Source organism: Candidatus Thermoplasmatota archaeon (genome assembly GCA_035541015.1).
In the GTDB taxonomy this organism is placed as follows: Archaea; Thermoplasmatota; SW-10-69-26; order JACQPN01; family JAIVGT01; genus DATLFM01.
This window is the reverse complement of record DATLFM010000050.1, coordinates 1-23,576: the sequence shown is the minus strand read 5'-3', so window position 1 is coordinate 23,576 and position 23,576 is coordinate 1. Positions and strand designations below refer to the sequence as shown.

27 protein-coding genes are annotated in these 23,576 nt (G+C 70.3%); 15 read left to right on the top strand and 12 right to left on the bottom strand.

From position 1 onward, the window contains the following. On the top strand, positions 1 to 704 hold a 704-nt coding region (locus VM681_04605), incomplete at its 5' end, for a hypothetical protein (GenBank protein ID HVL87278.1). Between the two features lie 153 nt (positions 705 to 857). Beyond that, positions 858 to 1,169: a hypothetical protein gene (locus VM681_04600; protein HVL87277.1), complete on the top strand. Its 312-nt coding sequence runs from the start codon at positions 858 to 860 to the stop codon at positions 1,167 to 1,169. A gap of 8 nt (positions 1,170 to 1,177) precedes the next feature. On the opposite strand, the gene VM681_04595 is transcribed toward VM681_04600, so the two are convergent. Genes VM681_04595 through purB form a run of 4 tightly spaced genes read right to left on the bottom strand, consistent with a single transcriptional unit; the run spans position 1,178 to position 5,051 of the window. Continuing rightward, complete coding sequence (locus VM681_04595; GenBank protein HVL87276.1) at positions 1,178 to 2,254, bottom strand: tyrosine--tRNA ligase; 1,077 nt, start codon at positions 2,252 to 2,254, stop codon at positions 1,178 to 1,180. Positions 2,255 to 2,276: 22 nt separating this feature from the next. After that, positions 2,277 to 2,915 (bottom strand): hypothetical protein, encoded by a 639-nt coding sequence (locus VM681_04590; GenBank protein HVL87275.1) that lies wholly within the window; start codon positions 2,913 to 2,915, stop codon positions 2,277 to 2,279. 43 nt (positions 2,916 to 2,958) lie between these two features. Further along, positions 2,959 to 3,702 carry a TVP38/TMEM64 family protein gene (locus tag VM681_04585; GenBank protein HVL87274.1) on the bottom strand — a complete coding sequence of 248 codons (744 nt, stop codon included), beginning with the start codon at positions 3,700 to 3,702 and terminating at the stop codon, positions 2,959 to 2,961. Then, on the bottom strand, positions 3,699 to 5,051 hold the full coding sequence (purB, locus tag VM681_04580; protein HVL87273.1) for an adenylosuccinate lyase: 1,353 nt from the start codon (positions 5,049 to 5,051) through the stop codon (positions 3,699 to 3,701). The genes VM681_04585 and purB overlap by 4 nt, the downstream gene beginning before the upstream one ends. Before the next feature lie 72 nt (positions 5,052 to 5,123). Between purB and VM681_04575 the strand changes: the two genes are divergently transcribed. Further along, entirely contained in the window at positions 5,124 to 5,765 is a 642-nt protein-coding gene (locus tag VM681_04575; GenBank protein HVL87272.1) for an O-methyltransferase, read from the top strand. Between the two features lie 134 nt (positions 5,766 to 5,899). Here VM681_04575 and VM681_04570 read toward each other — a convergent pair whose 3' ends face one another. After that, positions 5,900 to 6,916, bottom strand: a complete 1,017-nt coding sequence (locus tag VM681_04570; protein ID HVL87271.1) for a histone deacetylase — start codon at positions 6,914 to 6,916, stop codon at positions 5,900 to 5,902. A gap of 77 nt (positions 6,917 to 6,993) precedes the next feature. Here VM681_04570 and VM681_04565 point away from each other — a divergent pair, with 77 nt between their 5' ends. Then, positions 6,994 to 7,302, top strand: coding sequence for a hypothetical protein (locus VM681_04565; GenBank protein ID HVL87270.1), 309 nt, complete (start codon positions 6,994 to 6,996; stop codon positions 7,300 to 7,302). Between the two features lie 152 nt (positions 7,303 to 7,454). Further along, positions 7,455 to 9,803, top strand: a complete 2,349-nt coding sequence (locus VM681_04560; protein ID HVL87269.1) for a DNA topoisomerase I — start codon at positions 7,455 to 7,457, stop codon at positions 9,801 to 9,803. 45 nt (positions 9,804 to 9,848) lie between these two features. On the opposite strand, the gene VM681_04555 is transcribed toward VM681_04560, so the two are convergent. From VM681_04555 to VM681_04545, 3 genes are read right to left on the bottom strand one after another with little or no spacing between them, the layout of a single operon-like run. Beyond that, positions 9,849 to 10,103, bottom strand: a complete 255-nt coding sequence (locus VM681_04555) for a hypothetical protein (protein HVL87268.1) — start codon at positions 10,101 to 10,103, stop codon at positions 9,849 to 9,851. Beyond that, positions 10,096 to 10,437, bottom strand: coding sequence for a peptidyl-tRNA hydrolase Pth2 (pth2, locus tag VM681_04550; GenBank protein HVL87267.1), 342 nt, complete (start codon positions 10,435 to 10,437; stop codon positions 10,096 to 10,098). The genes VM681_04555 and pth2 overlap by 8 nt, the downstream gene beginning before the upstream one ends. Before the next feature lie 29 nt (positions 10,438 to 10,466). Next, positions 10,467 to 11,000, bottom strand: coding sequence for a DUF5749 family beta-barrel protein (locus tag VM681_04545; protein ID HVL87266.1), 534 nt, complete (start codon positions 10,998 to 11,000; stop codon positions 10,467 to 10,469). A 48-nt stretch (positions 11,001 to 11,048) separates the two neighbouring features. Here VM681_04545 and VM681_04540 point away from each other — a divergent pair, with 48 nt between their 5' ends. Beyond that, positions 11,049 to 12,293, top strand: a complete 1,245-nt coding sequence (locus tag VM681_04540) for an NAD(P)/FAD-dependent oxidoreductase (protein HVL87265.1) — start codon at positions 11,049 to 11,051, stop codon at positions 12,291 to 12,293. Here VM681_04540 and VM681_04535 read toward each other — a convergent pair. Next, positions 12,290 to 13,849 (bottom strand): hypothetical protein, encoded by a 1,560-nt coding sequence (locus tag VM681_04535; protein HVL87264.1) that lies wholly within the window; start codon positions 13,847 to 13,849, stop codon positions 12,290 to 12,292. The genes VM681_04540 and VM681_04535 overlap by 4 nt on opposite strands. 106 nt (positions 13,850 to 13,955) lie before the next feature. On the opposite strand from VM681_04535, the gene VM681_04530 reads away from it, so the two are divergent. Beyond that, positions 13,956 to 14,807, top strand: a complete 852-nt coding sequence (locus tag VM681_04530) for a class I SAM-dependent methyltransferase family protein (GenBank protein ID HVL87263.1) — start codon at positions 13,956 to 13,958, stop codon at positions 14,805 to 14,807. Beyond that, positions 14,804 to 15,316 carry a DUF367 family protein gene (locus tag VM681_04525; protein HVL87262.1) on the top strand — a complete coding sequence of 171 codons (513 nt, stop codon included), beginning with the start codon at positions 14,804 to 14,806 and terminating at the stop codon, positions 15,314 to 15,316. Before VM681_04530 ends, VM681_04525 begins: the two co-directional genes overlap by 4 nt. Here the strand turns inward: VM681_04525 and VM681_04520 are convergent. Then, positions 15,313 to 15,585, bottom strand: a complete 273-nt coding sequence (locus VM681_04520; GenBank protein ID HVL87261.1) for a hypothetical protein — start codon at positions 15,583 to 15,585, stop codon at positions 15,313 to 15,315. The two genes, VM681_04525 and VM681_04520, sit on opposite strands and share 4 nt — an antisense overlap. A gap of 157 nt (positions 15,586 to 15,742) precedes the next feature. Between VM681_04520 and VM681_04515 the strand changes: the two genes are divergently transcribed. Further along, positions 15,743 to 16,576 carry a hypothetical protein gene (locus VM681_04515; GenBank protein ID HVL87260.1) on the top strand — a complete coding sequence of 278 codons (834 nt, stop codon included), beginning with the start codon at positions 15,743 to 15,745 and terminating at the stop codon, positions 16,574 to 16,576. A gap of 39 nt (positions 16,577 to 16,615) precedes the next feature. After that, entirely contained in the window at positions 16,616 to 16,765 is a 150-nt protein-coding gene (locus VM681_04510) for a 50S ribosomal protein L40e (protein HVL87259.1), read from the top strand. Between the two features lie 7 nt (positions 16,766 to 16,772). Here VM681_04510 and VM681_04505 read toward each other — a convergent pair whose 3' ends face one another. Next, entirely contained in the window at positions 16,773 to 17,465 is a 693-nt protein-coding gene (locus VM681_04505; protein HVL87258.1) for a hypothetical protein, read from the bottom strand. 92 nt (positions 17,466 to 17,557) lie between these two features. Between VM681_04505 and VM681_04500 the strand changes: the two genes are divergently transcribed. From VM681_04500 to eif1A, 3 genes are all read left to right on the top strand, one after another. Beyond that, positions 17,558 to 20,110, top strand: a complete 2,553-nt coding sequence (locus tag VM681_04500) for a U32 family peptidase (protein ID HVL87257.1) — start codon at positions 17,558 to 17,560, stop codon at positions 20,108 to 20,110. A gap of 67 nt (positions 20,111 to 20,177) precedes the next feature. Next, positions 20,178 to 21,428 carry a sialidase family protein gene (locus VM681_04495; GenBank protein ID HVL87256.1) on the top strand — a complete coding sequence of 417 codons (1,251 nt, stop codon included), beginning with the start codon at positions 20,178 to 20,180 and terminating at the stop codon, positions 21,426 to 21,428. A 165-nt stretch (positions 21,429 to 21,593) separates the two neighbouring features. Further along, positions 21,594 to 21,881, top strand: coding sequence for a translation initiation factor eIF-1A (eif1A, locus tag VM681_04490; protein ID HVL87255.1), 288 nt, complete (start codon positions 21,594 to 21,596; stop codon positions 21,879 to 21,881). A gap of 25 nt (positions 21,882 to 21,906) precedes the next feature. Here the strand turns inward: eif1A and VM681_04485 are convergent, their stop codons facing one another. Beyond that, on the bottom strand, positions 21,907 to 22,239 hold the full coding sequence (locus VM681_04485) for a methylated-DNA--[protein]-cysteine S-methyltransferase (GenBank protein ID HVL87254.1): 333 nt from the start codon (positions 22,237 to 22,239) through the stop codon (positions 21,907 to 21,909). A 113-nt stretch (positions 22,240 to 22,352) separates the two neighbouring features. On the opposite strand from VM681_04485, the gene VM681_04480 reads away from it, so the two are divergent. Beyond that, positions 22,353 to 23,213: a serine protein kinase RIO gene (locus VM681_04480; GenBank protein ID HVL87253.1), complete on the top strand. Its 861-nt coding sequence runs from the start codon at positions 22,353 to 22,355 to the stop codon at positions 23,211 to 23,213. Further along, positions 23,210 to 23,576, top strand: a 367-nt coding sequence (locus VM681_04475) for a KH domain-containing protein (GenBank protein ID HVL87252.1), incomplete at its 3' end; no start/stop codon positions are given. The genes VM681_04480 and VM681_04475, both read left to right, overlap by 4 nt.

The window sequence follows — 23,576 nt, the reverse complement described above, 5'->3', positions numbered from 1 at the left end:
CCACGGGCCACTCGCTTACGATCGCATGGGACCCCCTCACGGGGGCCAAGCGGTGGGCCGCGCTGGACCTTGCAAGCGGACCCTACGGCGTGAACGTCGCGTTCGACGAAACCACCGCGTACGTCGCCTCCGGCTGGGCCGACATGGCCGTGCACGCCTTGGACCGCCAAACGGGCCAAACGCGGTGGCACGCCACCTTCGACGGAGGCCACGGACTGGACCTTGCCACGACCCTGGCGGTGGACGGCGCGCAAGGCCGCGTGATCGCCGGAGGCGCAAGCCAGGGGCCCCGCGGCGATTTCGACTACGTGGTGGCAGGTTTCGCGACGGCCGACGGCGCGCCGCTGTCGCACCTTCGATACGACGGGCTGGGACACGGAGACGACATCCTGACGGGCCTTGCCGTTTCCGCCGACGGCTCCCGCCTGTTCGCGGGCTACAGCCTCGGGGTGACCGCGTGCGCCCACGCCAGCAGGGAGCATGTGGTCGCCGGCGCGTGCGTCGATCCCTCGCCCCCCTTGGTGGGCGCGTGCGTGATGACCCTGCTCACGTACGCCTGCGTGGCGCCGCTCTCCGGCGGCGAGGACGTCTCTGCGTGCAACCAACACCTGATCGACCGATGGCTCATGGGCCTCCTCGAATGCCCGGACAACAGCTACTTTGACGCAGTGACGCTGGCGTATCCCGCCAACGACGGCTCCTAGCGCAGTCGGCGCTTTGGGTCCAAAACCGCGGCGAATCGGCTTATGCCCGCGGGGGCCCTCGAACGCTCCGCATGACGTCAAGACACATCGTGCTGGGCCTGCTTGCGACCGCTGCGCGCCGAGTGCCGGCACGGGCTCGATGAGGGTGCAAACATGGCGCGACGCCTGCTTTCCGTCGTAGCCCTTGTGGCGTGGGCGCTTGCGTCCTTGCCAGCGCAGGCCCACCACCTAGGCGAGCCGGCAATGGAATGCGTCGTGGTGGACGACGGGGACTGGCTCGGCCGTGGCGCGACGCGATGGTGCTGCAAGTACAGCCAGGACACCAAGCATTGGGCGGAGTGCTGGGAGGAGGTCCGCGTGTGCCATTGGGTTACGGACGGCGAGGGAACCTGGCACTACATGTGCTATTGGAAGAAGACGGGCCAAACGTGGCGGGGCCACTACGGTCCTTGCGGGCCGGAATAGCCGCTTGCCTACCGCGTGACGCGGAAGCTCTCCACCTGCTCCTTGAGCCGGCGGGCCTCGGGGCTCTTCGCGAAGTGCTCGCGCACCGGGTCGAGGAGCAGGTTCACGTGCTTCGCGCACGCGCCCTTTGCGTCCATGGGGTGGACCTTGCCCTCGGCAAACGCCTTCTCGAACTCGCCGTAGCTCGCAAAGGCGACGTCGCCTCCGAACTTGGCGGGGCGTTCGATCGCGACCTCGGGGAAGCGCTCGAAGACGATGTGGCGGAAGTACTCGAGGACGGGGTTCTCGGCGACCTGCTTCTCGGGGCAGTACGCCTTCTTCATCTTCGCCGCGACCTGCTCGGGCGTGTCCGTCATGAAGATGGCCGAGTCGGGGTTCGACTTCGACATCTTCATCGCGGTGGCGCGCTCCTCGGCGCTTGCGCCCGGCGGGGGCGGCGCCTGCAACCCCATGAGCATGTGGTGGGAGACGACGACCGGCTTCCAAAAGCCAAGCTTGGGACCGACTTCCCGCGCGAGCATGTTGACCTTGCGCTGGTCCATGCCCAGCTGCGTGATGTCGGCCTTGAGGTGGAAGATGTCGGCCGCCTGCATGCACGGGTAGAGGATCTGCGCGGCGGAGAGCTTGTCCTTCTCCGATCGGCCCATGATCTGCGTCGTGCGGAGCACGCGGTCGAGGCTCGCCTCGCGCGCGACCTGCATGACGGTCTTCCAGTACGCTTGGTCCTGCACGAGGTCGGAGGCCCACACGAAGTCGACCTTCGAGAGGTCCATGCCCGTGGCGCGCCAGATCTCGATGAGGTAGCGGCCCGTGACCCGGATCTTCTCGAGGTCGCCCTCCATCTTGTTGTTGGCCCAGGCGTGCCAGTCGGCCACGAACATGGTGAAGCGGCAGCCGGCGCGCGTCATCTTGTTGACGTTGATGGCGCGCATGACGCCTTGAGCGATGTGGGCCGTGCCGGAGGGCTCGAAGCCGTCGTAGGCGACAGGGCTTGCCTTGCGGTCGAGGAGGTCGGAGAGCTCTTCCTCCGTGACGATCTCCTCGCCGACCTCGCGCACAAGGCGCAGGCGCTCGCTTGCGTCCACGCGGGAGAATCGCGCCGGACGCTTAAATCTGGTACCTTGCGAGCTCGCGGCGGGAGACGAGCTCGCCGCGGTCGTCGTCCCGCTGTTCCTCGAGGACGAGATTGCGGACCTGCGGAGAAAAGTACGTCGTGACCGTGAGGTTGGCCCGCGGGTTCCCGTCGGCGTCGAGGAACCGGTACCGCGCGACGATCTCGAAGGCGTCGAAGCTTCCCGCGCGCACGGAGACGCCCCGCGCCTCGCGCGTCACGGTCGCCTCCCCGGAGGACGTGCCGCCCATCACCTCGCGCGTCGCGGTCCATCGCTTCCCGACGGAGAGGGGAAAGTCGTACCGGACGATCTCGACCGCGCCGTCCATCTCGTTGAGGTCGTCCACGGTGAAGCGGGCCGTCTGCTGGAATCCCTGTTCGAGCGTGGAGACGTTCACCGTGTACACGGGCTTTGCGCCCGCCACGCCCTCGGCCGCGAGGACCGTGAGGACGGGCGACGTGTGGAGGGTCGTCCCGCGCGCAAGGTCCTGCGCCGTGAGGCGGTATTGCCACGTGTCGCCCACGCGCCATTCCGGCACGCGTCCGTCGAGCGGCGGGGGCCCCAGGAGCGCGCAGCCGGAGAGCGCCACCACCGGAACGAGAAGGAGGGCAAGCGGAAGGCTCCGGCGCGTCACGGCCGCCGACAGCGTGTCCGGAAGCTTGACGCTTGCGATGCGCTCACGCGGGCGGATCGCGGGCGGGCGGAAGGATCGCGGCGGGCCGTTGCGGCGCGGGCCGGCGAAAACGCAGGTAGAGGGCGGCCAGGAGCGCGATCCCGGCCGCGACGGCGGCGCCCGTGAGGAGGAGGAAGTCGGGACGCAGGAGGGCCGCCGGGTTGCCGCGGGCTTCGAGGACCGCCGCTCCAAGGTACGTGAAGAGGACCGTGTAGGGAAGGATGCCCAACGCGGTACCGGCCACGAACTCGCGGGCGCGGATGCCCGTAAGCCCCAAGAGGTAGCTCGTGAGGGCAAAGGGCGGGATCGCGATGAGACGAAGCGCCAGCACCACCACGAAGCCTCCGCGCGAGACGCTCTCGTCGAGCGCCTCGAACTGCCGCGCCAAGAGGCGCTCGACCCGCTGGCGACCGCCGTACCGCGACAGGACGAAGGCGCTCGTGCCCCCGAGCGTCGAGCCCGCGATGGCGACGGGGACTGCAAGCCAGAACGGGAACAGGATGGAGGCCGCAACGATGAACAAGGTGGACGGGAGGACGACGACGAGGATCGCGGCGGCGTGCAGGACGATGAAGGCCAGGGGCGCAAGGACGCCCGCTGCCGCAACGGCCTCGCGAAGCGCCTCCGGCGAGAGGGCGACCTGCTCGCTTGCAAGCTGGAGCAGCAGGCCGGCGACAAGGGCGACGGCGACCGCCGCAATCGCAAGACGCGCCCACGGCCGGCGCAGCTCCGGCTCGCCGGCGGTCACGGTCCCTTCCCGAGATCCTGCGCCAGCCGGGCAAGCGCGCGGTCGACGATGGCGCCGCTGTGGCCCACGTGCTTCTCCGGGGCAAGCAGCGCGTCGAGGTCGCGGGCCGGCATCCGGTCCGCGATGGCCTTGTCGGCAAGGAGCGCCGAGCGGAAGTCCCCGCCGGAGAGGGCGGCGCGGCGCACGGCCTCGTGCGCGTCCTGCCGGCCCATGCCCTTCTCCACGAGCGCGACCATGACGGCCTCCGAGAGGATGGTGGGGGTCGCGCGAAGGTTCGCAAGCATGCGCTCGCGGTCCACGTGCAGGTCGCGGAAGAGCTCCGCGCAGGTCACGACCGCGTGGTCGGCCAGGATGAGCGCGTGGGGGATGAGAAACCGCTCGTTGGCGCTGTTGGCAAGGTCGCGCTCGTGCCACTGCACGGCGTTTTCGTAAGCGGGGAAGGTGAAGCTTCGGACCAGGCGCGCCAGGGAGGACACGTTCTCGGCCCGGACGGGGTTCCGCTTCTGGGCCATCGTCGAGGAGCCCACCTGCCGCTCGACGTCGAAGCCCTCGTGCACCTCGCCGATCTCCGTGCGCTGGAGGTTTCGCACCTCGGTCGAGAACTTCTCGAGGCTTGCCGCGAGGTTGGCGAGGTGCCCCAGGAGCTCCGCGAGGCGGTCGCGCTGCACGATCTGCGTGGGACCCTCCTCCATGGCGATGCCAAGGGCCCGTCCGACCTCGGCTTCGATCGCCAGCGCCTTGGGCCCAAGCCCCGCGCCCGTTCCCACGGCGCCCGACATCTTGCCCACGACGACGCGCGGGCGGGCCTCGCGCAGCCGCACGAGATGCCGCTGCGTCTCGAGCGCGAAGACGGCCATCTTGAGGCCAAAGGTCATGGGAACGGCGTGCTGGCCGTGCGTGCGTCCCACGCACGGCGTGTCGCGGTGCTCGCGCGCAAGGCGCGAAAGCTCGCGCAGGAGATCCCGCAGGGCGTCCTCCAGGAAGTCGAGGGCCGCGGCGACTTGCAGCGCCGTCGCGGTGTCGATGATGTCGTAGCTTGTCGCCCCGAGGTGCACGTACGCGCCCGCGCCCCCTTCGCACCGCTCGGTGAGCGCCCGCACGACGGCCATGAGGTCGTGCCGGATCGTCGCCTCGATCTCCTTCACGCGCGCGACCGTGACGTGCTGCGTCGTGGCCTTGCGCGCGATCTCGCGCGCGGCGTCCGGCGGAACGTTTCCGACGCTTGCGTGCGCGGCGGCAAGCGCCGCCTCCACGGCGAGGAAGCGCGCGAGCCGGCCTTCCTCGGAGAAGATGCGCCGCATGGCCTCGCGACCGTACCGGAAGTCGATGGGGCAGGCCAGAAGCGACATGGACGGGCGGGGACGGGTCGTCGGCTAGAAAAGCTTCACGGTTGGGGATGGCCTGCAGGAAACGAGGCGCCCATGTCGCTCCATGAGACGCACGTGTCGCCCCGCGTCCAGGACTACCTTTTCTCGCTCCCGCACGCCGAGACGCCCGGCATGCGCCGCATCCGCGAAGCCTGCGAGGGCGAGGGGCTTCCCTGCATCGGGCCGGACACGGGGTCGGCGCTTCGCGCGCTCGCGGCCGTCCGCCCGGCGCGCCGCGCGCTCGAGATCGGATGCCTGCACGCCTACGGCGCGCTGTGGATCGCCCGCGGCATGGACCCCGAGGGAGCGCTCGAGACGATCGAGATCGACGCCGCCACGGCCGCCGTGGCCGAAGCGAACGTTCGCAAGGAGGGCCTCGAGGCGCGCGTCCGCGTGCTTCGCGGCGCGGCGCTCTTGGTCCTCCCCACGCTCTCGCCGCCGTACGACCTCATCTTCCTCGATGCGGCGAAAGCCGAGTACCCGGCGTACCTCGCGGAGGCCTTGCGCCTGGCGTCGCGCGGCACGATCATCGCGGCCGACAACGTGCTGTGGCAGGGACGCGTGATGGACGCCTCCGCCCGCGACGCGGACACCGAGGGCATCCGCGCCTTCACCGAGCGCATCTTCGCGCACCCGCGACTCGTGAGCGCGATCGTGCCCGTGGGCGACGGGCTTTCCGTTTCGGTCGTGCGCTAGCCCGAAGGCCTACGTCCGCATGGAGCGGTACAGCCGGACGAGCGCGACGGCGGCCGCCACGCCCAGCACGATCTTCGTCAAGGTTCGCATGCCTCTGCGTTGTCGGCCGCCGGCACGTGAACGTTGCCGGACAACTACAGGTCCCAGTGATCCCGCAGCGCCCGCTTGGCCGCGTCGATGGACCCACGCGCGTCCGTCCGCTCGCGAGCCTTCTCGCCCCACGGCGCAAGGTCCACGCCCGAGAGGACGGCGACCTCGCTTGCGGCGCTTTTCGCGACGGCGTCGAGATTGTAGCCGCCTTCGAGCGCCACGACGATCTTGTCGTCGATCTCGCGCACGCGGCGCAGCAGGCTGCCGTAGAAGTCGCTCGTGAGCGCAAGCGAGCCGAGGAGATCGTCATGGTGGCTGTCGAAGCCGGCGCTCACCAGGATGAGCTCGGGATCGAACTCGTCGGCGACCGGAAGAAGGATCTCCTCGACGGCGGCGTTCCAAGCCGTCTCGCCGCTTCCCGGCGGCACGGGAACGTTCACCGTGAAACCTTCGCCCTCGCCTTCGCCGATCTCGCTTGCCGACCCCGTTCCCGGGTACAACGGGCTCTGGTGGACGCTGAAGTACAGCACGTCGGGGTCGCGCCAGAAGACGTCCTGCGTGCCGTTGCCGTGGTGCACGTCGTGGTCCACGACGAGGACGCGTCGCGCCAAGCGCCGGCGAAGCACCGCGCGCGCGGCCACGGCCACGTTGTTGAAGAGGCAGAAGCCCATCGCGCGCTCGGGGGTCGCATGGTGGCCGGGCGGGCGGACGACGCAGAAGGCGCGCGGCGCCTCCCGCGACGCCGCCTCCGCGGCCGCCTGCACGACCGCGCCCGCGGCGCGAAGCGCCGCGTCCCACGACGCGGGAACGGCGACCGTGTCCGCATCGAGCGAGCCCCCGCCGTCGGCGCAGAAGCGGCGGAGGCTTGCGATCATGGGCCGCGCATGCACCGCGGCGAGGTCCTCCTCGTCCGCGGGCGAAGGCTCGCGGAAGCGCACGCGGCGCGCGAAGGGCTCCGCGCGGAGCGCCTGCGCGATGGCCTCGGCGCGGGCGGGGCGCTCCACGTGGTCGGGGCCCGTGTCGTGGAGGAGGAAGGCGGGGGAGAAGTAGACGGGAAGCATGGGCGCCAGCCGCAAAGCGGGGGGAGGGCTTGGCTCTACCGAAGGGAATAAGCGTTACTGCGCAGTTGCGCAGTAACATGGCGTTGGGTTGGGTGCTCGTCTACGGGCACGAGGCGGAAGCGACGGCCGCGGCGCGGCGACGGTTCGAGCGCAAACTGTTCGGGTACGTGGACCGCTCGCACCGCGGCAAGTACGCCTACGAGCGCCCGGGGTTCCTCACGGGAAAGCCGCACCGCCGATTGCGGCGCGGCGCGCTCCTCCTGCCGCTTGATCTGGGCGAGAAGGTCGCGGCCTTCGTCCGCGAGCACGAGGGGTGGGTGTGGTCGCGCAAGGTCGAGCTCTCGCCCACCGAGGCAAAGCAGCTCTACCCGCTCAAGGTCCCCTGACGCCGCCTCGCGCGCGGGCACGCACGTACGATTACACGCGTGCGCGCGCGTCGCGTGCGCGCGGGCGCGCGGTCTGCACGCGCGCGCACGAGGAAGCGGCCCAGATTCCGAAATCGACAAATAGCGAAGGCCGGCATGACGACGGCATTCCGATGAACGAGGAGACCGCCGCGCCCGCGCCGCCCTCCGAGCCGCCCGCGGCCAAGAAGGCACCCTCCAAGCAGGCGACCGTGAAGGCCCGCCGCAAGGCCGCCGCCAAGGACCGGGCGGCCGCGGCCGAGAAGCCGGATGCCAATACCCGAAAGAAGCGCCAGAAGGGCCTCACGCTTGTCGTCTCGGAGAAGAACATCGCGGCCGAGAAGATCGCAAAGATCCTCTCCGAGGGCAAGCTCAAGATCTTCAAGATCAAGGGCATCCCCGTCTACGAGTTCGAGCGCGAGGGGAAGCCCTGGGCCGTCGTGGGGTTGAAGGGCCACATCGTCGCCATGGACTACCCGCGCAAGTACAACCGCTGGTTCAAGGTGGACCCGCGCGAGCTCGTCACGGTCGCCCCCGAGCGGCGCGTCGAGGAAAAGGAGATCGCCGCCGCGCTCTCGACGCTTGCCAAGGAGGCGCACAAGGTCGTCGTGGCGACGGACTTCGACCGCGAGGGCGAGCTCATCGGCGTCGAGGCGCTTGGCCTCGTGCGCGAGGCCAACCCCGGCGTGGAGGCCGTTCGGTCGCGCTTCTCGTCCATCACGACCGAGGAGATCGGACGCGCCTTCGGGAACCTCGCGGCCATCGACGACAACCTCGCCGCAAGCGCGGAGGCGCGCCAGGTGATCGATCTTGCCTGGGGCGCGTCGCTCACGCGCTTCATCTCGCTCGCCTCGGGCCAAGTCGGCCAGGATTTCCTGTCGATCGGGCGCGTGCAGAGCCCAACGCTTGCCCTTGTCGTGGACAAGGAGAAGGAGATCCGGGCGTTCGTTCCGACGCCCTACTGGGAGATCGCGGCGACGCTCGAGAAGGAGACGAGCTTCCCGGCAAGCCACAAGCAGGGCCGCTTCGACGACGAGGCGAGCGCGACGGCCGCGCTGGCCCGCGCCAAGGCGGCCGCCGAGGCGGTGGTGACGGAGGCGCACCGGACGGAGCGGCGCGAGAAGCCCCCGGAGCCGTTCCACACGACCGCGTTCCTCGCCGCCGCCACGCGCCTTGGCCTCTCGGCCGCGCGCGCGATGAACGTGGCCGAGAACCTGTACATGAACGGGTGGGTGAGCTACCCGCGCACGGACAACACGCAGTACCCGCCCGAGCTCGACCTTCGCGACATCCTGAAGAAGCTCGCGACGCAGGAGCAAGTCGGGCACCTGGCCGAGCGCATCCTCGAGAAGCCCGAGCTCTCGCCCACGAAGGGCAAGAAGAAGACGACCGACCACCCGCCCATCCATCCCACGGGCGCGCCGCGCAAGTCGGATCTCGACGCGGACGGGTGGAAGGTGTGGGAGCTCGTCGCGCGCCGGTTCCTCGCGACGCTTTCGGACGAGGCGCGCATCGAGAACATCCGCGTCGCGCTCGACGTGGGCGGCGAGCCGTTCGAGGCGCGCGGCCAACGCATGCTGGAGCCCGGCTGGAAGGGCGTCTATCCCTACGTCTCGTCGAAGGAGGCTCTCCTGCCTCCGCTTGCCGGCGGGGACCGCGCGCGCGTGGTCCAGGTGGACGTGGAGCGCAAGACGACCCAGCCGCCCAAGCGCTTCTCGCAGGGCCGCCTCCTGGAGGAGATGGAGGCGCTTGGCCTTGGCACGAAGTCGACGCGGCACGAGATCCTGAACAAGCTCTACGCGCGCGGCTACGTCCGCAACTCGCCGCCCGAGCCCAACGAGACCGCCTTTGCCGTGACCGACGCGCTCGAGAACTACGCTTCGCACATCGCCCGGCCCGAGATGACGGCGGCGCTCGAGAAGGAGATGGACGAGATCGCCGAGGGGCGAAAGCGCCTCGACGAGGTCGTGGACGACTCGCGCCGCATGCTGCTCGAGATCCTCGACGTGCTCGAGAGCAACCGCGACAAGATCGCGGTCACCGTTCGCAAGGCCATCGACGCGCAGAACACGGTCGGCCGGTGCCCCAAGGATGGAGGCCCCCTCATGATCCGCAAGGGGCGCGCGGGCAAGCGGTTCGTCGGGTGCGGCAACTACCCGAACTGCGAGCAGACGTACCCGCTTCCCCAGTACGGGAAGATCGTGTCGGAGCAGCAGCACTGCGCCACGTGCCAGTCGCCGGTCATCAAGATCGTGAACAAGGGCCGCCGCCCGTGGGTCCTTTGCATCAACATGCAGTGCCCCGACCGGGGAACGGGCGAGGTGCGGATCGCCGGGGAGCTTGCCGGCGGCCCGAGTCAAACCGCAGGCGCAGGCGGCGACGGCGGCGCGGGCGAGGAGTCGTCGCGTCCGCCCGACGAGAGCGTGGAGGAGCTCGACCACTCGGCCGATCCGACCGGGGTCGAGGAGAAGGAGATCGAATAGCGAGGCCGGACGCGGCACGGCGCCAGCGCCGGCGGCGCGCAGGCGTCACTCGCTTCCGTCCACCGCGGTTTCAGGATGCTCGTGCGGGGGGTGGCAATCGCACGATTCCACGGCCGTCCCGCCGTGCGCGCGCGCGAAGGGATCGAACGCCTCGCACGACGTGCGCGCGACGCCGTCGACGAGCACGAGACCCCGCTGGCACGCGTGCCGGCCCGTGAGGCTCTGCTCGAAGTGGCGGCAGCCGCCGCAGGTCGTAAGCTCCGGATCCGTCCATCCCTCGGGGCGCCGGGCGTCAGCCAAGCGGGAGATCCCCCGTCAGCTTGTCCATCTCGGAGTCGCGGTCCGGCCCGATGCCTACGCAGGTCACGGTGCCCGGCTCCACCTGCGTGAGGCCGGCGTCCTGCACCACCACCGTCGGGAAGCCCATGCGCTCCGCCGCTTCGCGGATCTCGAACAAATGCCTTTCGTTCTCGGCCTTCACGACGACCTTCTTCTGTCCCTCGCGAAGCCAGGCCTTGTATTCCGGCCGGCCGCGCCTGTTGTTGAGCTCGGAGAGGCTCACGGCCGCGTGCGCCACCTGCACGGCAAGCTTGCCTGGCCCCAGCCGAAGGTCCTTGCGGACGACGACGACCATCTTGTACGCGAAGTCCGCCACCCGTTCACCTATTCGGGCTTCTCGGCCGACACGGGCAGCCCGTCGTCGTCGTAGCGGAGGACGTCGCGCCGCTTCTCGAGCCAGGCCTCGCCGGCCGCCTCGGCCTCCTCCCAATCCACGTCCGAGGCCAGGAGGTCGGGACCCTTCACGGACACGGCGCCGCGGGGAACGACGAAGAAGCGCGCGCCCTGCTTCAGAACGACCTCGTCGCCGCGCACCTGCAGGGTCTCGCCGACGAGGTTGCCTTCCTCGTCGCGGACGTAGCGCGCCAGGAGATCCTCCTCGATGGGCGGCGCGGTCGCGGCCCGCGCGTCGATCGGCGCAGCGTCGAGGGGGGCCGGCGCTTCCGCGGGTTTGCTCACGGGAAGGGGACGCCCGGGAACGACGACGGGGCGACCCGCGATCGGAGCCGGAACGGCCCTGGCGCGGCGGTTTTGGCGACGCGCGAAGGCGAGGACTCCCGCGATGGAGAGGCCGGTCCCGGCAACCGTGAGGCCTGCGACAAGCGTGGCGTTTGCGGGATGGGTCAGGAATTCGAGCACGCAAGCACCAAAGGTAGAAGAAGACCTCCCCCCTACTAAAAGCCGCCCATGGACCAGGCGTTTTCCGGCGACGTCGACGTGCTCGTCGTGGGCGGCGGGCCCGTCGGAGCGGCGGCGGCCAGGGGCCTTTCGGCGCGCGGGCACCGGACCCTGCTCGTGGAGGAGCACGAGCTCGTGGGCACCCCCATGCAGTGCGCCGGCCTGTTCACGCCGCGCATCTTCGACCTCGCCGGCTTTCCGTCCGACGACATCCTGCTCAACGAGATCCGCGGCGCCCACATGTGGAGCCCCGGCGGCCGTCGGCTCACGATCGACGGCGGCAAGACCATGGCCGTGGCCATCAACCGGCCCGCCTTCGACCAACGATGCGTCGAGCAGGCGGAGCGTTCCGGCGCGCGGGTCCTGCGCGGGACCCGAGCCCTGTCGGCCGAGCGCGACCGCGATGGCGTCGCCGTGCGCTTGGACCGGCGGGGCGAACACGCGACGGTGCGGACGCGCCTTCTCGTCGGGGCCGACGGCGTGCAGGCGAACGTGGCGCGCTGGTTCGGCCTGCCCCGCGCGCGCGAGCTCCTGCCCTGCTACGGCGCCCAGATGAAGGGGCTTGCCGACGTCGAGGAGCCGTACGTGGAGATGTTCTTCGGCCGCGACCTTGCGCCCGGCTTCTTCGCGTGGATCGTTCCCCAAGGCGGCGGATTTGGCATGGTCGAGATGGGCATGAACATGGGCGCCGAGCGGTTGGGGCCGGAAAGCCGGCCCATGACGGCGCGAGACCGCTGGCTTCGCATGGCGCAGGATCCGCGAGCCTCCCGCATGGTCGCCTCCGCGCGGCCCGTGTACGAGGTGTGCGCATGCATTCCGATCGGCGCGGCCAAACGCACGACCTCGGATCGCGTGATGATCGTGGGCGACGCGGCCGGGCAAGCCAAGCCCACGACGGGCGGTGGCGTCTACACGGGGTTGAAGTGCGCCCGGCACCTCGTCGACGTCGCAGACGCGGCGCTTGCCGAAGACGACCTCTCCGACGCGCGACTGTCGGAGTACCATGCGCGGTGGCAGGCCGACGTGGGCCGCGAGATCGCCATCGGCTACCGGCTGCGCCGCACCTTTGCCCACCTCACGGACGAGCAGACCGAGCGCCTCTTCGAGACGGTGGACGACCCCGACCTCCTTGCGACCGTGAACGTGCTTGGCGACATCGACTACCCAAGCCGCCTCGCGCGCCAGCTCTTCAAGAAGGCGCCCTCGCTCTTGCGGTACGGCGCGCCCGCGCTCGTGAAGTCGCTGTTCTCCTAGGTCGACGTCGGCTCGGGCGGGGGCTCCTCCGAGGGCTTGCGGCGCCCGCCGCGGCGGCGGCGCGCGAGCGTCACGATCCCAAGCAGGATGAGCACGGCCACGAGCACGAAGGCCAGGAGGACGTACCAGAACTTCTCCACGAGGAAGGCTTCCGTGATGGCGATCGAGGCCGTCACGCGCACGGTCTCCTGGGGCGTGAGGGTGACGACGTCGCGCCCGTTCTCGCTCGTGACGCGCGGGTCGGCGCCCGGCGCGGTCACGTCCGTCACGGCAAGCCCGCGCGGAAATACGATCGTGTAGGTGGTGGGAAGGTCGCGGAAGGGCGCGAGGTCGAACGTCTGCGCGAACGTGTAGAAGACGGCCGCCGAGCCGGCCCGGCGCGAGAGGTCCTTCGAGACGGACGCCTTGGCTCCGAAGCTGATGGGCGGCGAGCCGTCTGCCGGGACGTTGATGAAGGAGGCCGCAAGCGTGTTGCGGTCGAGCCCGCCCGTGGGCCGGGCCTCGCCGCCGAAGATGGCCACGATGCGCTCCGCGAACTGGCTTCGGAACTCCTGCTCGAAGCGGTCCACGTCCTGCGCCGTGAGGATCCCCTCGCGAAGAGCGATGCGGAAGGCGTCGCTGTTGAGGTAGGCAAGCGTGACGCCGGAGGGAAGCTTCGCCGTCACGTCGTCGGGAACGGCCACGACGCGCAAGCGCGCGTCGACGCCGATCTCCATGCGCAGCGACCCGAGGTTGCCCGAGAGAACGCCGGGGAAGGCGATGCCCTGCACGTCCCGCATGTCCACGTGGACGGCGACGCTTGCGTCGGGCCCCTGGTGGGTCGGCGCGTCGGCCTGCCGGACCGCGATGAGGGCCTCCAACCGCCGGTCCGTGGGATCCTCGCCGTTTGCGACGCGGAAGGCGGCGGCGCTTGCGCCCGCAACCGCGCCCCCCTCGGCTCGCAGGACGGCCCACTGCTCGGGCACGCTTGCGGCAAGCGTCAGATCCCATCCGGGAGGCGCGACGATGGGGATCCTCCAGGCGATCTCGGCGCCCATCTCCAGGATGGCCTGGATCGTGGATTCCGTGACGTTGAGGCGCGTGCTCGCAATGCCAAGGTCGGACAACGTCGCGGCGATGGCGGCCTCGGCGCGCACGTCGACGGGCGGATCGTAATCGCCCGTGCCGTTCAGGGAGGCGGGAACGACGCTCGAGCGCGTGATGGCGATGGCAGAGCCCGGGAAGGCGCCGTCCAGGATGGCCTCGAGCCGCGCCTTCAGCATGTCCTCCAACTGCGCCACGAACGCCTCGCGCGACTGCGGGGACGCCCGCTCGCCCGCCCAGATGGCTCGGATGTCGCCAGCCGACAGGGTCTGGTCGTCGAGCGTCGCCTTGCGAAGGTGAAGGTCGGCGCGGATGGAGATCGCCGTGAGGTTGCGGAACGAGGCGCTGATCTCGGCGTCCACCCGCTCGGGCAGTCGCGGCCAGGGATCCGGCGTCTCTTGCGCGCCGGCCGGCGCGGCCAAGAGCGCCAGGAGCGCGGCGGCGGCAAGCATGATCGTGGTCCTCGACACCATGTCCCTCAAGGCGGCCAATCGAGGGGAACGCCAAGAACCCTTCGGAAGGCGACCTGGGCCCCCGCGCGGCCGAACCTTTTTAGGGCGCCACTGCCGCTGACGCCCCGTGGAAGCCCTCGCCGCGGCGCGCCGCGCGACGCCCTTCGAACGCATCGACACGCGCCTTGGAACCGTGCTTGAGCCCTCGGAGCGCGCGCAGCTTCCGCGAAAGTGGGAGCTCTACGGCGACGTCCTCGTGTTGCGCCTGCCCGCCGGCCTGCACGCGCGAGGCCGCGAGGTCGCGGAAGCCTACGCCAAGGAGCTCATGGCCCGCACAGTGCTCGAAGACGTGGGCGGCGTGCAGGGCGAGCACCGGGAACCCCGCATGCGGCTCCTGCACGGCACGGGCACCGAGACGGTGCATCGCGAGGACGGCCTTTCGTTCGCCTTCGACGTGGCCCGCCTCATGTATTCGAGCGGCAACAACTACGAACGCAAGCGGATGGGGAAGGTCGTGCGGGCCGGGGAGCGCGTCGTGGACCTGTTCGCCGGCATCGGGTACTTCACGCTGCCGATGGCGCGCGCGGGGGCTCACGTCAGGGCCATCGAACGCAACCCCGTGGCCCACGGCTATCTCGTCGAGAACGTGCGGCGAAACGGCCTCTCGGACCGCGTGGAAGCCGTGCTGGGCGACTGCCGCGAGGCCGCGCCAGTGGGCGTGGCCGACCGGGTGCTCCTGGGCTACCTCGGCGACACGCGTCGTTTCCTGCCGACGGCGATGCGCGCGCTTGCTCCCGGCGGGGGCGCGCTGCACTACCACGACGCCTGCCCGGTCGAAGCGGTTCCGGCGCGGCCCCTGGAAGAGATTGCCGCGGCCGCGCGGGATGCCGGGCGCACGCTTGCCTCGGCGAGCACGCGCGTGGTCAAGTCCTACGCCCCGGGCGTCGTGCATTTCGTGACGGACGCGGTCGTGCGATGATCCCCCTCCACGTGCTCCACATCGAGCAGGACGATCCCCGCAAGTGCACGTCGCGCAAGCTCGCGCGCTTTGCCCTGCTGTCGCTGCACACCTCGGCCGCGCGAACGCCGCGCGGCGCCGTCGCCCTCGACCCCTTCAGCGGTCGCGCGCTCTCGCGGGAGGACCGCGCCGCGGCGCAGGCGCACGGGCTTTTGGCGATCGACTGCTCGTGGGCGTACGCGGAGCAGGAGTTCCCGCGCCTTCGCGAGGTCCTTCGGTTCCACGGCCGTGCGCTGCCGTTCCTGCTGGCCGCCAATCCGGTGAACTACGGGAAACCGTTCCGGCTCACGACGGCCGAAGCCTTCGCGGCGGCGACGTGGATCCTCGGCGAAGAGGACTCCGCGCGGACGCTCCTGTCGAAGTTCAAGTGGGGGCCCGGATTCTTCGACCTCAACGCGCAGCCGCTTGCCGAGTACGCAAGCGCCCGCAACGGCGCCGAGGTCGTGGAGAAGCAGAAGCTCTTCCTCTAGCGCACGCGAAGGAAGCGCGCGAGCTCGTCGAAGGCCGCGCCGTCCACCGGGGGCCGCGCGACGCCCAGGTTTGCCCATCCGTCCGCGGGCGGCGCCGCCGGGGCGCCGTGGAAGGGAGCGCGGTCGCGCCGCCGGCGACCCGGGGGCGAAGGGGGGGCCACGCGCGAGAAGGAAGCTCGCGAGCCGGCAGGAAGCCCCTCCAGGATGTCCTCGTAGTCCTGCACGGCCTCCCAGCGCGACGAGAGCCAGTTGCGGATTGCGACGGTCACGCACGCCGGTCTGTTCCCGATGGGACATGAACCGGGCATCGCGGCGCCCAGGGCTTGCAAGCCCCAGGGCATGGTTCGGGACTCCGGCCGGGGCCCCCAGCGCCCCACGGCCTCGCGCAGGACCCTTATGAGCGTTTAAGAGCAGACAGTGTCGCGCATGCGCGCGCTTTCGCCCCGGGCCCGGATCCTGATCCCGGGGTTCCTGTACGGCGCGGCGCTTTTGAGCGTGCCCCTTGCCGTGGGCGCGCGCTGGCTCGAATTCCTCGGATGGCTCTCGGTGTACCTCGTGCCGCCCTTTGGCCGCGAAACGGTCATCCCGGCCCTCGTGGCGCGCAACTTCGAACCGTGGCTTGTCGTGGCCTACCTCCTCACGCTCGACGTGGCCGCGTGCCTGCTCGTGTTCTGGAACTGGGAGCGCCTGAAACGGGTCCCGCGCGTGGGGCCGGTGCTCGTCCGCTTCGAGTCGGCCGCGCAGCGGTTCCTCTCCCGCCGCCCTTGGCTCTCGAAGACGGCCTTCGTGAGCCTCATCGCGTACGCGATCGTGCCGCACCAGGGAGGCGGCGGCGCCGGGACCGCCGCGCTGGGCCGAAGCCTCGGGTACGACGCGCGACGCATCTTCCCGCCGCTTCTCTTGGGCAGCGCCGCCGTCACGGTGGCCCTCGCCTACGGCTCCGTCGCGATCCTGGCGCTCCTGGGCGACCTCTTCTGGGTCGTCCTCGCCGCCACGGCATGCCTCACGCTTGTGGGCGTGCTTGCCATGCGGCAGGCCGAAGCGACCGCGCCGGAGGCCCCACCTGCGCCGTTGGCCGCCGCGTTCCGGCGGCGCATTCCCGTGGTCGGCCTTGCCGCGCGCACGCCGCCCCCGCTTCCGACACTCTCGGTGGCTCCGCCGACGCCCGTCGTTCTCGCCTCGCCGGCTCCCGGCCTTGCCGCCCCCCTGGCCGCCACGCCCGAAGAGTTTCCCACGGAGGCCGCGCCGCCCAACGCTTAAATACCCTATGCGCATTGGCACGCCCGTTCCGGTGGCATCATGGGCAAGTTTCCCGAAGCCGAGGCGCGTCTTCTCAACAGGAAGATCTGCATGAAATGCTACGCCCGCAACCCGCCCCGGGCCACCCGCTGCCGCAAGTGCAACGGTTCCACCCTTCGCGCAAAGGCGAAGGAAGGGCGCGGGATGTAGGCTCGGCCTACCGCACGTTTGCGACGTCCGCCCGGAAGAAGGGGTCGTTGGCGACCGTGTTGCCGCGCGCGTGCGCGTTCACGAACGTCACCTGCACCTTGTAATCGCCCTCGCCCTGGAAGAACGCCTCCCGGGCGACCGTGTCCGCAAAGCCGAAGGAGGGCTCGTCCACGGCGACCGTGCGCGTGTAGCGCGCCTCGCGCGAGGCGTTGAACACTTCGATCGTCGCGTTGCCCGTCGTGAGGACGGGCGTCTGCGGCGGGCCGGCGGCGCCGGCCAGGAAGTTGACGTCGATCGAGAGCTCCCGGTCGTCGGCGTCGTACCGCGCGATCACGCGAAGGCTGTCGATGACCTTCAACACGTCCGTGCTGGCCTGCCCCGTGGCTCCGCGAGCGCTCACGACGACCGTGTACTGCCCGTTCTGCGTCACGAATTCGCGATAGGGCACGGTCGTCACGGCCGAGCCGTCCACGAAGGAGATGCGCGCCTCGCCGGCCACGGGGAAGACCTGGCGCGCCCCGCTGCGGACCACGAACGTCCCCTCGCCCGTGTACGGGCTTCCGCCCGTCAGAAGCGCCTGGATCTGAAGGTGGTCGGCCGTTCGGGGGGCGCTCGCCGCAACCGAAAGGCTGCCGCCGCCTCCCGAGAGGCAGCCGGCAAGCGGGGCAAGCAGAAGCGCCAGGACAAGGAGCGCGCGCATCGAAGCGGGAAGGCGGCGACGGCGGAAAAAGGTAGCGAGAAAACCCGCGCGCCGGGAGCCTTGAAATAGGGGCTTGCGCCTCGGTGGCCTCGTTGTCGTCGTCTTCCACGTCCCCGCTGCCCGAGCTTCTGGCGCCAGCCGGCAGCTTCGAGGCTCTGCGGGCGGCCGTCGAGAACGGAGCGGACGCCGTCTACCTGGGCGGCCGCCAGTTCCACGCGCGCGGCCGGGCCGTCAACTTCGACGGCGACGAGCTCGCCCGCGCGATCGAGTACGCGCACGTGAAGAACGTGAGCGTGTACGTCACCGTCAACACGCTTCTTGCAAACGGCGAGTTCCGCGAGCTTGCGCCCTACCTTTCGGAGCTCGCCTCGCTGGGCGCCGACGCCGTCATCGTCCAGGACCTTGGCGTCATGAAGTTCGTGCGGGAGCACTACCCGGAGCTTCCCGTGCACGTCTCCACGCAGGCTTGCATCCAGTCTTCGCACGCGCTCTCGCTCCTCGAGTCGCTTGGCGTCGAGCGCGTGATCCTGCCGCGCGAGCTCACGCTTGCCGAGATCCGCCTCCTGCGCGAGCGAACGCGCCTTCCGCTCGAGACCTTCGTGCACGGCGCGCTGTGCTACTCGTACTCGGGCCAATGCCTCTCGTCGAGCCTCATCGGCGGGAGAAGCGGCAACCGGGGGCAGTGCGCCTCGACGTGCCGGCTCCCGTACGACCTCCTCAAACACCCGGGCGCGCTTGCGCTTGGCGCCTTCCAGAAGGAGGACCCCCACGACATGTCCGCGTGGGATTGGCAGACGGTGCCCACCGAGGGCATGCACCTTGAGTCGAGCCGCGACCTCTGCACGATCGAGCTTGTGCCCAAGCTCATCGAGGCGGGCGTCTCGAGCTTCAAGATCGAAGGGCGCATGAAGCGCCCGGAGTACGTCGCCACGGCCGTCCGCGCCTACCGCACGGCGCTCGACCGCTACGCCAAGGGCAACTTCCACATCACGCCGCAGGAGCGGCGCGAGCTCGAGCAGGCGTTCAACCGTCAGTTCACGACCGCGTATCTCGTCGATTCGCCCGGCAACGCCTTCGTGAGCCCCGATCGAAGCGAGAACCGGGGCGTCCGCGTCGGGACCGTGACCGGCTTCCGGCAGGACCGCATGCTCGTGCGCCTCGAGGAAACGCTCTCGGTGGGTGACGGCATCGAAGTGTGGACGCAGCAGGGAGGCGGCTTTGGCCAGCGCGTCGAGCGCATCGAGCTTCGCGGCCACCCCGTCCCGCGGGGGCAGGCCGGCGAGACCGTGTCCGTGCCCAAGCAGGGCTTTGTGAACGCGGGCGACCCCGTCTACCGAACGCTCTCGCGCGAGCTCCAGGAGAAGTCGCGCGCAAGCTACGAGGGGGCGGGCCGGCGCGTGTCCGTCGAGGTCCGTTGCGCGCCCTCGCCCGACGCGTCTTCGCTCCACGTCGAGATCCGCGACGGCGACGCGTCGGGCGCCGCCACCGTGCCGCTTGCGCCCGCGCGCTCGACGCCGCTCTCGGAGCGCGCCGTCAAGGACCAGCTCGGAAAGCTCGGCGACACGCCGCTGAAGGCTCGAAACTTCGACGTCACGGTGCCACCAGGCGCGTTTGCGCCGCTTGGCGAGCTCAACCGCGCGCGGCGCGAAGCCGTGCAGGCTTTCCTTTCCGCCAAGGCCGCCGCGCGGAAGCGCGCCCCGGCCCAGGCGCTCGACCCCTCGTCGTTCCTCTCGCTGCCCGAGCGCCCGCGCGTGGCGCCCACGGTCTCCGTCGTCGTGTCGAACCTCCGCGCGCTCGACGCCGCGCTTGCCGGCGGCGCCGACGACGTCTACTTCCCGCCGCTCGAATGGGGCGGCGACAAGGACGACTGGAACCTCGATTGGGTCGCGCGCGCCCTCGAATCGACCCGCAAGGCCGGCGCGCGCCTGTGGCTGCACCTTCCCTACATCACGCGCGAGGCGGACATGGCCTACGCGGAGCGCACGCTGCCCGCGCTTGCCGCGCGGGGCCCGGCGGGCGTCGTGGCCGGCAACCTCGGCGCGCTCGCGCTTGCCTCGCGGCTTGGCCTTCCCGCGCGCGCGGACTACTTCGTGAACGCCTTCAACAGCTACACGATCCGAGTCCTCTCCGAGTTTGGCGCCGAGGGCGTCACGCTCTCGCCCGAGCTCACGCTTGGCCAGATGGCGGAGGTCGCGCGCACGGCGGCGCTGCCCGTCGAAGCGGTCGTGCACGGACAGCTCCACCTCATGATCAGCGAGCACTGCATCATCGGCGCCGCCGAAGGCTGCTACGGGCCGCAGGGCAAGCACGTGCCGTGCCGGCGCGAGACGTACGCCATCCGCGACCAGGCCGGGTACGTGTTCCCGCTCCTCACGGACGGCAAGTGCCGCATGCACATGATGAACAGCCGCGAGCTTGCCATGGTCGACCGCGTGCCCGAGCTTCTGGCCGCCGGCATCGAGCGCCTGCGCATCGACGCGCAGATGCTCCATCCCGGAAACGTCGAGGCCGTCGTCCGCGCGTACAAGGACGCCCTTGCCGGCTGCGCCAACGGCACCTTCGACGGTCCCTCGCTGCTTGCGCGCGTCGAGAAGGCCCGCACGCTTCCGCTCACGACGGCCCACTTCTACCGGCCGGTCCTGTAGCGGCGGACCCCCCGGTTCCAAGGAAGCGACGAACAACCTTATCAGCCGCTCCCGTCCCCTGCAGGTCGTGGTGCGTGCTGCTCTCGCGCCTGTACTCGTGACGGTGGGCCTGGTTCTCGCCGGATGTCTGGGCCCAGGCGTTCCGACCCCGGAGCCCGCGTCGGCGGCCGCACGCTTCGACGCGTTGCCCGATCCGGCCGCCGCCTTCCCAACGCCCTTGTTCGGCCCGGCGACGACCGCGATTTCGGGTTGCCGCTTCGACTGCTTCGAGCCTTCGATCGCAGCGGGTCCGGACGGCCGACTGTACGTGACGGAGGTCTACGGGACGACGATCGCGGTGTCGACCGACGACGGCGTGACGTTCGCGGCGGTCTCGCCTCCCCCGCTGCCGTCCCAGGCGACGCTGCGGACGGATCGTGCCGACGCGCTCGTGCAAGTCGCGCCGGACGGCCGCCTCTTCTACAGCGCGCTGCTGACCGAGCCCATCGGCTTTGCCTACCTGCTGGGCCTCCAAATCGCCTTCTCGGAGGACGGCGGCGCAAGCTGGGCCTCGAACGTTTGGACCCAAATCGCGATCCCCCCCAGCCCGTACGGAACGGACCGCCAATGGCTCGCCTTCGCGTCCGACGGGAGCCTCTACGCCTCCTTCTCGCAGTTCCCCACCGGGGGCATCTGGATGGCTCGGTCCGACGACGGCGGACGCACGTTTGGCCCGTTCCTCCCGGCCGTGCCGCCGTGGGAGCGCCGCTTCGTCATGGGCGCGGCGGCACCCGTCGTGGGGCTCGACGGCACCGTCGTCCTTCCCTACTACTCGCTGATTGCGCCGGGCCCGACGGCCGACTTTGCCCTGCGCGTCGCCGTTTCGCGGGACCGCGGTCGTACGTTCGAACAGCGCGACGTGGCCGCCACCTCCCCCGGCCTGGAATGGGATTGGCCCGCGGCGGCCGTCGATCCAAGCGGACGCTTCCACCTCGCCTGGGGCTCGCAGCGGGAAGGTTTGTTCCTGTCCAGCTCCGACGACGACGGCGCGACGTGGTCGATCCCGCGCGTATGGAACGAAGGACGGCCCGCAGAAAATCCGGCGCTTCTTGCGAGCGCCGACCATCTCCAGGCGCTCTGGTTTGAGCAAGGAGCCGGGTACCGGTTTGCAAGAGCCAGCCTCGATGCTGCCACGCCGCCCGACGCGGTCCCGATCGTGGACACCTCAAACGTTCGAAGCGACTTCTCGTCCTTCGCGCTGAAGGCGAGCGGTACCGCCGCCGTCGTGTGGGCGGAAGCGGACGTCGTCCGCGTCCGCATGGAGTCGTCGAGCCCGTAGCGGAACGACTGTCTGGCGACCCCCTACTCTATAAATACCGGCCTCCGCATTGCCCCTGCCGTGATTCCGGGCGAAGACAAAGACGCATCCACCGGGGACGACGAGGCGGTCCCGCCCGTCGCGGAGGAAGAGGAGGCTTTCCCCGAGGAGCGCCCGGGCCAGCCGATGCGCGTGCGCATGCCGGACAAGAAGAAGAAGGAGATGTTCGGCATCGCCGACCAGCTCCTCGGCGGCTCGCGCCTGAAGATCATGTGCGAGGACGGCAAGGCGCGCATGGGCCGCATCCCAGGCAAGATGAAGCGCCGCATGTGGATCCGCGAGGGCGACCTCGTGGTCGTGCGTCCGTGGGAGTTCCAGGACGAGAAGTGCGAGGTCGTCTGGCGCTACACGAAGACGCAGGCCGCCTACCTCTCGCGCCGCGGGCAAGTGCCCAAGCAGATCGACGTGTTCTGAGGCGTCTCCCGGTTGCGATGAATGATCATCGCAACGAGCGTGGCGCGTCCCACGCGTAGCGCGCAAACGAAAAACGCCCGCGCTCGTCCACCGCGACGCCTTCCCGTCGCAGCCGCCGGATCTGCTCTTTGCGAAGGCCGGGGTCGTGGATCCGGACCTCGCCTGCGGCCCCCACGACGCGGTGCCAGGGCACGCGGCTCTTCTTCGTCCACCGCAGCGCGCGGGCCACGTGCCGCGCCGAGCGCGGGAAGCCCGCAAGTGCGGCGACGTCGCCGTAGCTTGCAACGCGCCCGCGCGGGATGTCCTGCACGATTCGGAAGACGCGCTCGTGGAACGGGGGCTCCTCGCTTGGCTTCAACGGGCCCTGCAACCCTCGCCTCGGGCAAAATCCCTCCGCACGAGGCGGCGCGGCGGGCCGCCCGCACAGCCGGCCGCACGTTCAAATACCGCCTCGCGCTCCTTCTTGTCCTTGTGCCCCGCGCGCGCGAGCCGGATCCGGAGGAGCAGCTCGAGTTCGTCGAGCAGCGCATCCGCAGCGCCCGGCAGGCCGGCAAGCGCGACTTCCTGCGCGACGAGCGGGCGCGCAAGGTGGAGGACGAGGTCTTCGACCGCGCCACGCTGCTTGCGCTCTGGAAGCTCATCCACAAGGGCGTGGTCGCGACGCTCGACTACCCCATCAGCACGGGCAAGGAGGCGAACGTCTTCCATGCGACCGACCCGAAGGGCAAGGCGCTGGCGGTGAAGATCTTCCGCATCAGCAACGCCACGTTCTACGCCTTCAAGGAGTACATCTCGGGCGACCCGCGGTTCGAGAGCGTGGCGGGCAACCGCCGGCAGCTCGTGTACCTGTGGGTGCGCAAGGAGTACAAGAACCTCCTTCGCCTGCACGACGTGGGCATCCCCGTGCCCACGCCGATCACCTCGACCGCAAACGTCCTGTGCATGGAGTTCCTGGGCGAGCAGGGGACGCCTGCGCCCCTTCTCAAGGACGCCGAGATCGAGGACCCCACGGGCGCGTACGAGGACATGATCGCCCACGTCCGTCTCGCGTGGCAGGAAGCCGACCTCGTTCACGGCGACCTTTCCGAGTTCAACGTGGTCGTGCACGGGGGCAAGCCGTTCTGGATCGACGTGGGACAGGCCGTCGTGACGCGGCACCCCATGTCGCGCGAGTTCCTCCTGCGCGACGTGCGCAACGTCACTCGCTTCTTCGCCCGCCACGGGGCCAAGGTCCGGCCCGCCGAGGAGGTCGTGGCCGAACTCGTGGCGCCCAAGAAAACGACCGCAACGGACGGCGAGGCCCGTCCGCGGTCCCGGAGGCCGAGCCGATGATCGAGGGCGTGCGCATCCCGACGCGTCGCGTGGGGGCGCTCATCGGGCCCGAGGGCAAGGTGAAGAAGGAGCTCGAGGAACGAAGCGGCGTGACGCTTCTCATCGACGGCCAGACGGGCGACGTCGTCTTCCGCGACGAGAAGGCCTTCGACGCGCTCGTGGCGCTCAAGGTGCGCGAGGTCGTGCGCGCCATCGGCCGCGGATTCTCGCCGGAGCACGCCATGCGCCTCTTCCAGGACGACGTCTTCCTGGAGGTCGTCGACATCGCCGAATACGTCGGCAAGCGCGCGGACCGCGTCTCGCGCGTGCGCGCCCGCCTCATCGGCACGAGCGGCCGGACGCGGCGGACGATCGAGACGTCCA